This is a genomic window from Streptomyces sp. NPDC058691 (assembly GCF_042714775.1).
In the GTDB taxonomy this organism is placed as follows: domain Bacteria; phylum Actinomycetota; class Actinomycetes; order Streptomycetales; family Streptomycetaceae; genus Actinacidiphila.
This window is the reverse complement of record NZ_JBHXSO010000011.1, coordinates 81,126-93,110: the sequence shown is the minus strand read 5'-3', so window position 1 is coordinate 93,110 and position 11,985 is coordinate 81,126. Positions and strand designations below refer to the sequence as shown.

The following is an 11,985-nucleotide window of genomic DNA, read 5'->3' as shown; positions in this document are numbered from 1 at the left end:
CGTTTATCCGATCCCATCCCCTGGGGGAGCAGCGTGAAGGTCGTCGTGTTCGGCGCGGGAGGCATGGTGGGCACCGGCGTCCTGCGTGCCTGTCTTCTGGACGAGGAAGTGCGGAGCGTCGTCGCCGTGGTCCGGCGGCCCCTGGGCATGGGGCACCCAAAGCTCCGCGAGGTCAGCCCCGCCGACTTCGCCGATCTCGCCGACGTGGCGGGGGAGTTCGCCGGAGCCGACGCCTGCCTGTTCGCCCTGGGGGTTCCCTCCGCGGGGCGGACCGAGGCCGAGTACACCCGTGTGACGCGCGACTTCGCCCTGGCGGCCGCACGTGTGCTGCTGCCGCTCGGCGAGCACCTGACCTTCGTCTACGTCTCGGGCGCGAGTGCCGACAGCGCGAGCACCACCATGTGGGCGCGCGTCAAGGGCCGCGCCGAGGACGAACTGCTGGCGCTGCCCTTGCGCACCTACGTCTTCCGCCCCGGCTACATCCGCCCCCGCCACGGCGCCCGCCCGCGCTCGCTCACCAGCCGGCTGGCCTACGGCGCCACGTCGTGGACCTACCCCGTCCTGCGCCGGCTGTTCCCCCGCCACACCACCACGACCGACGCCATCGGCCGCGCCGCGCTCGCGGTCGTCCGGCGGGGCGGGACCGGCTCCCGGGTGCTCACGAGCGCCGACATCAACGCGGCCGCCACGGAGAAGGCGCTGTCATGACGGAGAAGATCCTGGTCACCGGCGGCACGGGCTTCGTCGCCGGTTGGTGCGTCGTGGAGCTGCTGCGCCGCGGTTACGAGGTGCGCACCACCGTCCGTGCCCCGTCCCGACAGGGCGCCGTACGGGAGGCGGTCGCCACGGCCGTGGACCCGGGCGGCCGCCTCACGTTCGCCGTCGCGGACCTGACCTCCGACGACGGCTGGGACGAGGCGGTCGCCGGCTGCGACCGCGTCCTGCACGTGGCCTCCCCGCTGGTCACGGAGACCGAGCGGGACCCGCACGCTCTGATCGGCCCGGCCCGCGACGGCACCCTGCGGGTGCTGCGCGCCGCGGCCGGCGCCGGGGTGAAGCGGGTGGTGATGACCTCCGCGTGCGCCGCAGCGTCGCCTCCACTGGCCGGTCCGGACAGCGTCAGCGACGAGACCCGCTGGACGGACACCGACGACCCGGCACTCACCGGGTACCGCAGGTCCAAGGCCGTCGCGGAACAGGCAGCCTGGCGCTTCGCCGAGGTGTCCGGCGGGCGGGCCGCCCTGACCACGATCCTGCCCGGCGCCGTGTTCGGGCCGGTGCTCACCCCCGCCGGCCGGGGTTCTGTCCAGGTGGTCGGACGCCTGCTGGCCGGCCGCATGCCAGGCACCCCGCGCATCGGCTTCGAGGTCGTCGACGTACGCGACCTCGCGGACCTGCACATCCGGGCCATGACCGCGCCCGCGGCGGCCGGTGAACGCTTCATCGCCACCGGCGAGTTCCTGTGGATGTCCCAGATCGCCCAGGTGCTGCGCGACGAACTCGGCGACGCCGCGCGCAAGGTGCCCACCCGCGCCCTGCCCGACCTCGCGGTCCGCCTCATGGCACGACTGGACCCCGGCGTCCGGGCCGTGGCCCCGTACCTCGGCCGCAGGCACCTGCACTCCGCGGCCAAGGCCGAGCGCGTCCTCGGCTGGCGGACCCGGCCCGCCGCCGCCACGCTCACCGACTGCGCCGGCAGCCTAAGGGCCCACCGGCTCGTCCCGGGGCACAGCGCCTGATCGACCCGCGCGGCCGGTCACCGTCCCGCGGTCAGGCGGACGGCCACGATCCGGCCCACGGGGTCGAAGTCGACCTCGGCCGCGTCGCCGCCGGGCAACGCGGCGACGACCTGGTGCCCGCTCTCCCGGACCGGGACGCCGTGGTGGTCGAAGTACCCGGTCACCAGGCGGCGCGGGGAGCGGCCGATCAGGCCCACGGCCGCGAGCAGCGTCCTGGCCAGAGCGACGGGGTCGAGCGCGGCCCGGGGGACCCGCGGGTCGTCGGGCAGGAAGTAGACCAGCGTGCCCGGACCGGCGGGGACCCCGATGTAGCCGGGAGAGCGGGTCACGCCCATTCCCGCGAAGGCGAGGGTTTCCGCGGCGCGGCGCGGGTCGGCGAAGCCGGACAGGTCGAGGACGCCCGCGGTGAACTCGCCGATCCCGTGGGCCCGTCCGAAGCGCTCGGCCTCCTCGGCGAGGGAGACCACCGGGGTGCCGCGCAGACCCGGGTTGGCCCAGCCCCACATCCAGGACCGCTCCTGCTCGTCGTACGTGCCCAGCACGGCGACGCGCAGCTCCTGACCTCCCTGCCGGTAGAGGCACGAGGGCAGGTCCGCCGTCCACGGCCCCTCGGGCAGGAAGGCGCCCAGGGCCTCGAGTTGTTCGGCACCCCACGCGGCGTGCCGTTCGGCTTCGTGGAGGAAGGCGTCGCTGAACTCCGTCGTCATGGGCCGGGACTCTACGCGGCGGTCCCGGCCGCCCGGCCCCCGGGTGAGGGGCCCGGTGGGCCTCAGGCCAGCGCCAGCGACAGCCGCGGCATCAGGGCCTCGTCGAAGCGGCGCAGCAGAAGCCGTGCCATCTCCGGGGCGTCGCCCAGGACGTCGCCGAGGACGTCCGCGCCGGCCTCCCGCGCACCGCGCGCGATGCGGTCGGGGAGGAAGCCGGGGGCGATGACGTAGGGCGCGACCGCGACGTCGCGTACGCCTTCGGCGCGGAGGGCGCGGACCGCGTCGGCGGTGGAGGGCAGTGACCCGGAGACCGTCGCGGCGAACGCTGGGCGCACGGCGCGCCAGCCGCTGTGCCGCCACTTCCGCGCGATGTCCGCGATCACCGCGATCGCCTCCGGGTCGGAGGAGCCCGCAGAGGCCAGGACGATTCCCGTCCGGCCGCGGCCGCCGGGGCCGCCGACGTCCAGCCCGGCCTCGGCGAGCCGCCGTTCCAGGGCGGTGACGAGCAGCGGCGAGGGGCCGAGCACCCCGGCCTGGCGCACCCGCAGCCGCCCGTGCCGGGCCGTCGCCTCGCGGAGCACGGCCGGGATGTCGGCCTTGGCGTGGAAGGCGCGGGTCAGCAGCAGCGGCAGGGCCACCACCTCGCGCACGCCGTCCGCGGCGAGGCGGTCCACGACCTGCGGCACGCTCGGTGCGCAGTGGTCGAGGAAGGCGGTCTCGACGCGCAGGCCCGGACGGGCCGCCCGGACCCGCCCGGTCAGCGCGTGGACGGTCGCGGCGTGCCGCGGGTCGCGGCTGCCGTGGGCGATGACGAGCAGGACGGGGGCAGCCGGGCCGGAGCGGGTGGAAGCCATCGCGTCACCCCCGCGCGAACAGGCCGCGGCTGCGCAGCACCCACCGCTCCAGCGGCGAGAACACGAGCAGTTCGATGCCGATGCCCACGATGAGGATGAGCAGGATCGCGGCGAGGACGGTGGGCATGTCGGACAGTTCCCGGCCCTGCTCCAGCAACTGGCCGAGGCCGATGCCGAGATCGGGCGAGGTGGCGATGAGCTCGGCGGCCATCAGGGAGCGCCAGGAGAAGGCCCAGCCCTGCTTGAGGCCGGCGAGGTAGCCGGGCAGGGCCGCGGGCAGCAGCACGTGCCGTACGGAGTGGATGCCGCTGGCGCCCATCGTCCGCCCGGCACGCAGGAACAGCGGCGGGATCTGGTCGACGCCCGCGACCAGGCCGTTGGCGATCGAGGGCACCGCGCCGAGCAGCACCACGCAGTAGATCGTCGCGTCGGTCAGCCCGAACCAGATGATGGCCGCGGGCACCCACGCCACCGACGGCAGGGACTGGAGGCCGGACAGGATCGGCCCGATCGCCGCCCGCACGGGCCTGACCCGCGCCACGAGCAGGCCGAGCGGCGTGCCGATGACGACGGACGCGACGAAGCCCAGGGCGCCGCGCGACAGGCTCGTCCACACGTAGCCGAGCAGCGTGCCGTCCAGCCACTTGTCCTGCAGGGCGCGGCCGACCTCCGCCGGACTGGGCAGCTGGTAATGCGGTTTGACCTCGAAGTGGTAGGCGAGCTGCCAGACCACCAGCACCAGCGCCACGGCCAGCACGGGCGGCAGGGCCTTCTCGCGCAGGAGCCGGCCGAGCGGCACCCGGGCGTCCGAGGGCGTCTCCAGCGCGTCCAGGCCCGCGCCGAGGCCCGCCAGGTCCGCCGTGGAACCGGCGGAACCGCCAGGGGCGCCGGAGGCGCCAGGACCGCTGTCTGCCTTGGTCTCAGTGCTGGCCATGACGGCGAATCTCCCCACGGAGGTGCTCGGTGATCTCGACGGACAGTTCGGCGACGGCGGCGTCCTCGATACGTCGCGGCTGGGGGATGTCGATCTGCCACTCGCGGGCGATCCGTCCGGGACGCGACGACATCAGCACGACGCGCTGCGCGAGCCGCACCGCCTCCCGCACGTTGTGGGTCACGAAGAGCACGGACAGCGAGGTCTCCGCCCAGATCCGGGTGAGCTCCTCGTGCAGGACGTCCCGGGTGATGGCGTCGAGTGCCGCGAACGGCTCGTCCATCAGCAGCAGTTGGCTGTCCTGCGCCAGTGCGCGGGCGAGCGCGACGCGCTGCCGCATGCCGCCGGACAGTTCGTGCACGCGCTTGCCGTACGCGCCGTGGAGGCGGACCAGCTCCAGCAGCCGCTCGGCCTCCGGGCGCCGTTCGGCGCGCGGCACGCCGCGCATGCGCAGGGCGAGTTCGATGTTCTTGCCCGCGGTCAGCCACGGGAACAGGGCGTGCTCCTGGAACATCAGGGCCGGGCGCCCGCCGGGGGTGTCGATGCCCCCGGCGGACGGCCGGTCGAGTCCGGCGACCAGGTTGAGCAGGGTGGACTTGCCGCAGCCCGAGGCCCCCAGGAGGCAGACGAACTCACCGGGCGCGACGTCGATGCTGATGTCGTCCAGCACCTGCGCCTGCGCCCCGGCGCTGCCGAAGGACTTCGAGACGTGCGCGAGCCGGGCGGCGTAGGGCGCCGCACCGTCCGTCACGGCGGGCTGGGTGCTGAGTGCGGTGGCCATGGAACGTCACCTCCTGGGGGCTGGGCGTGCGGACGGGTCAGCTGCCGAGACCGGCGTTGTCGATCTCGGTCTTTCCTTCGGCCGTCAGGATCTTGTTGAGGATCGTGAGGTCGTAGATGCCCTTCAGGTCGGGCTTCTCCAGGAGGCCGGCGGTGACGGCGTGGTCGGCCTCGTCCCGCAGCGTGGACGCCAGCGGGTCGTCGGTGACCTGGATGCTCTTCCACGCCGGGTCGATGATCTCGTCCGGCAGCGGCTTGCCGGACAGCTTCTCCAGCTGGGCGTTGGCGTCGGCCTTGGCCTTGTCCGGGTTGGCGGTGATCCACGCGTTGGTCTTCACCGAGCCGCGCAGCACGGCCTCGACGACGTCGGGGTGCTCGCTGAGGAACTTCTGGGAGACGATCACGTTCGTGATGACGAACTTGCCGTCCTTCCACAGGCTGCTCTCGTCCAGCAGCACCTTGGCGCCCTCGGCGACCAGCTTGGACGCGGTGGGCTCGGGGACCCAGGCGCCGTCGATGGAACCGGCCTTGTAGGCGTCAGGGGTGATCTTGTTGTCCGTGCGGACGACGGAGACGTCCCCCTTGCCGCTGGTCGCGTCGACCTTCCAGCCCTGCTCGGATATCCAGTTGAGCAGGGCCACGTCCTGGGTGTTGCCGAGCTGCGGGGTGGCGATCCGCTTGCCCTTGACGTCCTTCAGGGTCTTGATCTTCTTGGGGTTGACGACCAGCTTCACGCCGCCGGAGGCCGAGCCGGAGATGATCTTCAGGCTCTTGCCGCCCGACTTGCTCCAGCCGTTGACGGCGGGGGAGGGGCCGATCCAGCCGATGTCGATGGAACCGGCGTTGAGGGCCTCGATCTCGGCGGGGCCGGCGTTGAAGACCGACTCCTTGATCGTGGTGCCGGAGCCGAGCTCCTGGGCGAAGAAGCCCTCCTTCAGCCCCACCAGCGGTGTGGCGTGCGTGAGGTTCGCGAAGTAGCCGATCTTCACCGTGGATGCGGACAGCTTCTTGCTGGCGGCGCTGCTCGCGCCGCTGCTCGCAGCCGCGTTGGAGGTGTCGTCCTTCTTGTCGGAGCCGTAGCCGCAGGCGGCCAGGGCCAGCAGCGGCAGAAGGGCGGCGCCGGCGACGATGCGGCGGCGGGTGGCCGTTCTCGGGGCGGTGGTGCGATCGGCAGTCACGGGAGGTGGTCCTCTCGAAGGCCCCGGGTCGCGCTCTCTAGGGCGCGCCGGAGTGGTGGCTGTCTGGTTCCAGGTGGTGCCGTGCCGCGTGCGCGGCCGTGGTGCGGTGCCCGTTCGGTGTCAGCGCGCACATCGCGTCACACCGCCCGTGCCGCTGCCCAGACAGCCGCTGCCGACACGGCCGCCCTCCTTGGCGAATCCGGCGAAGGCGTCGAAGCCGCTCTTGCCTGTCATCAGAAGTCCCACCCCTCGTCACCGGCCGCGTCGCTCGCGGCCGTGGCGTTGCGGGCGGCGAAGGCCTCGCCCGCCATGCCGGCGGTCAGCGTGATGCCGTCCGCCGGGTCGATCAGCAGGAAGGAGCCGGTGAGCCGGGAGTCCGCGTAGGCGTCCAGCGGCAGCGGCTCGGAGGTGCGCAGGACGACCGTGCCGATGTCGTTGACACCGAACTCGGCGGGATCGTCCCGGTGTTCCAGACCGTGGGTCAGGTCGATCTTGTAGGGGAGCCGCTTGACGATCGCCTTCACCGTGCGCGTGGTGTGCTTCAGCAGCACGCGGGCGCCGACGGTCAGCGGGCGCTCGTGCAGATGGCACACGGTCGCCTCGATGTCCCGCGTGGTCGCAGGGGCGGCCGCGCTGGGCGCGATCAGATCGCCTCGGGAGATGTCCAGGTCGTCGCCGAGCAGCAGCGTCACCGACTGCGGCGCCCAGGCCACGCCCACCGCGGTCCCCAGTGCGTCGATGCCGGCGATCGTGCTGGTCAGGCCGGACGGCAGCACCGTGACCGGGTCGCCGACACGCAGCACACCGGAGGAGATCTGCCCGGCGTAGCCGCGGTAGTCGGGATGCTCGGCGGTCTGCGGCCGGATGACGTACTGGACCGGGAAGCGCGCCGGGTGCGCGCTCGGGTCGGTGCCGACCGGGACGGTCTCCAGGTGCTCCAGCACGGTGGGGCCGCCGTACCAGTCCATGCCGGCCGAGGCGGTCACCACGTTGTCCCCGGTCAGCGCCGAGATCGGGATGGCGGTGATCTCCGGGACGCCGATCGAGGCCGCGTACGCGGTGAACTCCTCGGCGATGGCCGCGAAGACCTGCTCCGACCAGTCCACCAGGTCCATCTTGTTGACCGCCAGCACGACGTGCGGGACGCGCAGCAGGGCCGCGACCGCCGCGTGCCGGCGGGTCTGCTCGACCACGCCGTTGCGCGCGTCCACCAGGACCACGGTCAGCTCGGCGGTCGAGGCGCCGGTGACCATGTTGCGGGTGTACTGCACGTGCCCGGGGGTGTCGGCCAGGATGAACCGGCGGCGGGGCGTGGCGAAGTAGCGGTACGCCACGTCGATCGTGATGCCCTGCTCGCGCTCGGCGCGCAGGCCGTCGGTGAGCAGCGCCAGATCGGGCGCGTCCTGGCCGCGGCGGGCCGAGGCCAGCTCCACGGCCTCCAACTGGTCGGCGAGCACCGACTTGGAGTCGTGCAGCAGTCGCCCGACCAGGGTGGACTTGCCGTCGTCCACGGAGCCCGCGGTGGCGAAGCGCAGCAAAGAGGTGGCCGCGAGCTGCTCGGCGGCGGTGATGCCGGCGGTCATGGCTAGAAGTACCCCTCGCGCTTGCGGTCTTCCATCGCGGCCTCGGAGAGCTTGTCGTCGGCCCGGGTGGCCCCGCGCTCGGTGAGCCGGGAGGCGGCGATCTCGGTGATCACCGCGTCGATGGTGGCGGCGGCGGAGTCCACCGCGCCGGTGCAGGACATGTCGCCCACCGTGCGGTAGCGGATCAGCCGCGTCTCGACGGTCTCGCCGTCCTTGGGCCCGCCCCAGTCGCCGGCGGTCAGCCACATCCCCGCGCGGCGGAACACCTCGCGCTCGTGGGCGTAGTAGATCTCCGGCAGCTCGATGCCCTCGCGGGCGATGTACTGCCACACGTCCAGCTCGGTCCAGTTGGACAGCGGGAAGACCCGCACGTGCTCGCCGGGGGCGTGCCGGCCGTTGTACAGCTGCCACAGCTCGGGGCGCTGGCGGCGCGGGTCCCACTGGGAGAACTCGTCGCGGAGCGAGAAGACGCGCTCCTTGGCGCGGGCCTTCTCCTCGTCGCGTCGGCCGCCGCCGAAGACCGCGTCGAAGCGGTGCTCCTGGATGGCCTCGGTCAACGGCACGGTCTGCAGCGGGTTGCGGGTGCCGTCGGGGCGCTCGCGCAGCCGGCCGTCGTCGATGTAGTCCTGCACGGACGCGACGTGCAGCCGCAGCCCGTGCCGCGCGACGGTGCGGTCGCGGTACTCCAGCACCTCGGGGAAGTTGTGGCCGGTGTCGACGTGCATCAGCGAGAAGGGAACCGCCGCCGGGGCGAACGCCTTCAGCGCGAGGTGCAGCATGACGATGGAGTCCTTGCCGCCGGAGAACAGGATCACCGGACGTTCGAACTCCCCCGCCACCTCACGGAAGATGTGCACCGACTCCGACTCCAGCGCGTCCAGGTGCGACAGCGCGAAGGGGTTCTCGGTGCTCTCGTCGATCGTGACGACGGTTGTCACGCCAGTCCCCTCTCCACCAGCAGTGCTGTGAGCAGCGCCGCCGAGTCGTCCACGGTGTGGTCCTGGGTCTCGATGCGCAGATCGGGGGTCGCGGGTGCCTCGTACGGGTCGTCGACACCGGTCAGGCCCGATATCTCGCCCGCGGCCTGCTTGGCGTACAGGCCCTTCACGTCCCGCGCCGAGCAGACGTCCAGCGGCGTGGCGACGTGCACCTCCAGATACGTGGTGCCCTGGGCGTCGTGCCGCTTGCGGACGGCCTCGCGGCTGTCGGCGTACGGCGCGATGACCGGGACGAGGACCTTGACGCCGTGGGACGCCAGGAGTTCGGCGACGAAGCCGATGCGCTGCACATTGGTGTGCCGGTCCTCGCGGCCGAAGCCGAGCCCGGCGGAGAGGAATTCGCGGACCTCGTCGCCGTCCAGCACCTCGACCCGGTGCCCGTCGCCGCGCAGCCGGTCCGCCAGCGCGCGGGCGATCGTGGTCTTGCCCGCGCTCGGCAGGCCCGTGAGCCAGACCGTGGCCCCTGCGTCCGTGACGCCCATCCGCCCCTCCCGGTAGGTCCGTTCCGTCGTCGTCATCAGCCGTGCAGTCCGCACTCGGTCTTGCCGCGCCCCGCCCATCGGCCGGCCCGGGCGTCCTCGCCCTCCAGCACCCGCCGGGTGCAGGGGGCGCAACCGACCGAGGCGTAGCCGTCCATGAGCAGCGGATTGGTGAGCACGCCGTGCTCGGCGACGTAGGCGTCCACGTCCTCTTGCGTCCACCGGGCGATGGGGGAGACCTTGACCTTGGCCCGCCGGGCGTCCCAGCCGACGACGGGGGTGTTCGCCCGGGTCGGGGACTCGTCGCGGCGCAGTCCGGTAGCCCAGGCGTCGTACGCCGTCAGTCCCTCCTCCAGCGGCTTGACCTTCCGCAGCGCGCAGCACAGGTCGGGGTCGCGGTCGTGCAGCCGCGGCCCGTGCTCGGCGTCCTGCTCCGCGACGGTCTGACGGGGCGTCAGGGTGATGACGTTGACGTCCATCACGGCGGCGACGGCGTCCCGGGTGCCGATGGTCTCCGGGAAGTGGTAGCCGGTGTCCAGGAAGACCACGTCGACACCGGGCGCCACGGACGAGGCCAGGTGCGCCACGACCGCGTCCTCCATGGAGGAGGTCACGCAGAAGCGCGGCCCGAAGCTTTCGACGGCCCAGCGCAGGATGTCCGCGGCCGGGGCGTTCTCCAGGTCGCGGCCCGCCCGCTCGGCCAGGAGCCGGAGCTCGTCGGCGGAGTGCCGCTGCGCGGTGGTCACGAACCGCCCTCCTCGGTGGGGCCGGTGGAGTCGGTGGATCCGGTGGATCCGGTGGATCCGGTGGATCCCGTCTGCAGTCCGCGGGCCAGCAGACCCAGGAACTTCAGCTGGAAGGCCCGGTTGCAGGCGCGGCACTCCCAGGCGCCGTGGCCCTGCTCCGCGGGGTGCAGGTCCTCGTCGCCGCAGTACGGGCAGTAGAACGGTGCGGCACGCTCGCTCATGACAGGGCCTCCTCCGACGCGCGGGTGACCCACTGCGCGAACCGTTCGCCGTCCTCGCGTTCGGCCTGGAAGCGCCTCAGGACGCGCTCCACGTAGTCCGGCAGCTCCTCCGAGGTCACCTTCAGGCCGCGGACCTTGCGCCCGAAGCCGGCCTCCAGGCCCAGCGCGCCGCCCAGGTGCACCTGGAAGCCCTCGACCTGGTTGCCGTCGTCGTCCAGGACCAGCTGGCCCTTGAGGCCGATGTCGGCGACCTGGATGCGGGCGCAGGCGTTGGGGCAGCCGTTGACGTTGATGGTGACGGGTTCGTCGAACTCGGGCAGCCTGCGCTCCAGTTCGTCGATGAGGGACGCGCCGCGCGCCTTGGTCTCGACGATGGCCAGCTTGCAGAACTCGATGCCGGTGCACGCCATCGTGCCGCGCCGGAACGGCGAGGGCTTCACCTGGAGGTCCAGCGCCTCCAGGCCCGCGACGAGCGAGTCGACGCGGTCCTGCTCGACGTCGAGCACGATCATCTTCTGCTCGACGGTGGTCCGCAGCCGGCCCGAGCCGTGCGCCTCCGCCAGTTCCGCGATCTTGCTGAGCGTGGTGCCGTCCACCCGGCCGACGCGGGGCGCGAAGCCGACGTAGAAGCGGCCGTCCTGCTGCCGGTGCACCCCGACGTGGTCGCGCCACTGCTGCACCGGCTGCTCGGGAGCGGGGCCGTCGACGAGGGCGCGCCCCAGGTACTCGTCCTCCAGCACCCGGCGGAACTTCTCCGCGCCCCAGTCCGCGACCAGGAACTTCAGCCGGGCACGGGTGCGCAGCCGCCGGTAGCCGTAGTCGCGGAAGACCGAGATGACGCCCTCGTAGACGTCCGGGACCTCCGCCAGCGGCACCCAGGCGCCCAGCCGGACACCGATCTTCGGGTTGGTCGACAGGCCGCCGCCGACCCACACGTCGAAGCCGGGGCCGTGCTCGGGGTGGCGCACGCCGACGAAGGCCACGTCGTTGATCTCGTGGGCGACGTCCAGCAGCGGGGAGCCGGAGACGGCGGACTTGAACTTGCGGGGGAGGTTGGAGAAGTCCTTGTTGCCGATGATCCGGCGGTGGATCTCGTCCACGGCCGGGGTGCCGTCGATGATCTCGTCCTCGGCGATGCCGGCCACCGGCGAGCCGAGGATGACGCGCGGGGTGTCGCCGCACGCCTCGGTGGTGGACAGCCCGACGCCTTCCAGACGGCGCCAGATCTCCGGCACGTCCTCGATGCGGATCCAGTGCAGCTGGATGTTCTGCCGGTCGGTGATGTCGGCGGTGCCGCGGGCGAACTCCTGGGAGACGTCGCCGATGACGCGCAGCTGCTCGGTGGTGAGCCGGCCGCCGTCGATGCGGACCCGCAGCATGAAGTACTTGTCGTCCAGCTCCTCCGGCTCCAGGATCGCGGTCTTGCCGCCGTCGATCCCGGGCTTGCGCTGGGTGTACAGCCCCCACCAGCGCATGCGGCCGCGCAGGTCGGCGCCGTCGATCGCGTCGAAACCGCGGTACTGGTAGATCGTCTCAATGCGCGTCCGCACGTTGAGACCGTCGTCGTCGCGCTTGAACTGCTCGTTGGCGTTGAGCGGCGTCATATGGCCGACCGCCCACTGGCCCTCACCACGGTGACGGCTCACCTTGCGGTGTGCGGCGGCGCCCTGCTGGTCGGGGGTGGAAGCCATGGCGATGCAGTCCTTCTGGCAGGCTGAGGAGGATCAACAGGATGCGGTCGTACCACGAAGGACCCCTGCGGCCTG

The 11,985-nt window shown here is 72.6% G+C and carries 13 protein-coding genes; 2 read left to right on the top strand and 11 right to left on the bottom strand.

Going from position 1 to position 11,985, the window contains the following annotated elements:
* Nucleotides 1-33 precede the first annotated feature (33 nt).
* A complete protein-coding gene (locus ACFWVC_RS10595) occupies nucleotides 34-708 on the top strand; it encodes an epimerase (protein ID WP_384281729.1) in 675 nt (224 codons plus the stop codon).
* Nucleotides 705-1,739, top strand: a complete 1,035-nt coding sequence (locus ACFWVC_RS10590; protein WP_384281725.1) for an NAD-dependent epimerase/dehydratase family protein — start codon at nucleotides 705-707, stop codon at nucleotides 1,737-1,739. The genes ACFWVC_RS10595 and ACFWVC_RS10590 overlap by 4 nt, the downstream gene beginning before the upstream one ends.
* A gap of 17 nt (nucleotides 1,740-1,756) precedes the next feature.
* Here the strand turns inward: ACFWVC_RS10590 and ACFWVC_RS10585 are convergent, their stop codons facing one another.
* The 11 genes from ACFWVC_RS10585 to ACFWVC_RS10535 all read right to left on the bottom strand — a co-directional run bounded on the left by ACFWVC_RS10585 (nucleotide 1,757) and on the right by ACFWVC_RS10535 (nucleotide 11,910).
* A complete protein-coding gene (locus ACFWVC_RS10585) occupies nucleotides 1,757-2,446 on the bottom strand; it encodes a DUF6882 domain-containing protein (protein ID WP_384281719.1) in 690 nt (229 codons plus the stop codon).
* 62 nt (nucleotides 2,447-2,508) lie between these two features.
* Nucleotides 2,509-3,300 (bottom strand): sirohydrochlorin chelatase, encoded by a 792-nt coding sequence (locus ACFWVC_RS10580; RefSeq protein ID WP_384281712.1) that lies wholly within the window; start codon nucleotides 3,298-3,300, stop codon nucleotides 2,509-2,511.
* Between the two features lie 4 nt (nucleotides 3,301-3,304).
* Entirely contained in the window at nucleotides 3,305-4,234 is a 930-nt protein-coding gene (locus ACFWVC_RS10575) for an ABC transporter permease (protein WP_384281705.1), read from the bottom strand.
* Nucleotides 4,221-5,015, bottom strand: a complete 795-nt coding sequence (locus ACFWVC_RS10570; RefSeq protein WP_384281701.1) for an ABC transporter ATP-binding protein — start codon at nucleotides 5,013-5,015, stop codon at nucleotides 4,221-4,223. Before ACFWVC_RS10570 ends, ACFWVC_RS10575 begins: the two co-directional genes overlap by 14 nt.
* A 37-nt stretch (nucleotides 5,016-5,052) precedes the next feature.
* Nucleotides 5,053-6,192: an aliphatic sulfonate ABC transporter substrate-binding protein gene (locus ACFWVC_RS10565; RefSeq protein ID WP_384281697.1), complete on the bottom strand. Its 1,140-nt coding sequence runs from the start codon at nucleotides 6,190-6,192 to the stop codon at nucleotides 5,053-5,055.
* A 233-nt stretch (nucleotides 6,193-6,425) separates the two neighbouring features.
* The gene (locus tag ACFWVC_RS10560; protein ID WP_384281693.1) at nucleotides 6,426-7,775 is read right to left on the bottom strand and encodes a sulfate adenylyltransferase subunit 1; all 1,350 of its coding nucleotides are present in this window, start codon (nucleotides 7,773-7,775) and stop codon (nucleotides 6,426-6,428) included.
* Between the two features lie 2 nt (nucleotides 7,776-7,777).
* The gene (gene cysD / locus ACFWVC_RS10555) at nucleotides 7,778-8,713 is read right to left on the bottom strand and encodes a sulfate adenylyltransferase subunit CysD (protein ID WP_384281688.1); all 936 of its coding nucleotides are present in this window, start codon (nucleotides 8,711-8,713) and stop codon (nucleotides 7,778-7,780) included.
* The gene (gene cysC / locus ACFWVC_RS10550; RefSeq protein ID WP_384281967.1) at nucleotides 8,710-9,255 is read right to left on the bottom strand and encodes an adenylyl-sulfate kinase; all 546 of its coding nucleotides are present in this window, start codon (nucleotides 9,253-9,255) and stop codon (nucleotides 8,710-8,712) included. The genes cysD and cysC overlap by 4 nt, the downstream gene beginning before the upstream one ends.
* A 35-nt stretch (nucleotides 9,256-9,290) precedes the next feature.
* The gene (locus tag ACFWVC_RS10545; RefSeq protein ID WP_384281684.1) at nucleotides 9,291-9,998 is read right to left on the bottom strand and encodes a phosphoadenylyl-sulfate reductase; all 708 of its coding nucleotides are present in this window, start codon (nucleotides 9,996-9,998) and stop codon (nucleotides 9,291-9,293) included.
* The gene (locus ACFWVC_RS10540) at nucleotides 9,995-10,219 is read right to left on the bottom strand and encodes a hypothetical protein (protein WP_384281982.1); all 225 of its coding nucleotides are present in this window, start codon (nucleotides 10,217-10,219) and stop codon (nucleotides 9,995-9,997) included. The genes ACFWVC_RS10545 and ACFWVC_RS10540 overlap by 4 nt, the downstream gene beginning before the upstream one ends.
* A complete protein-coding gene (locus ACFWVC_RS10535) occupies nucleotides 10,216-11,910 on the bottom strand; it encodes a nitrite/sulfite reductase (RefSeq protein WP_384281681.1) in 1,695 nt (564 codons plus the stop codon). Before ACFWVC_RS10535 ends, ACFWVC_RS10540 begins: the two co-directional genes overlap by 4 nt.
* Nucleotides 11,911-11,985: the final 75 nt, after the last annotated feature.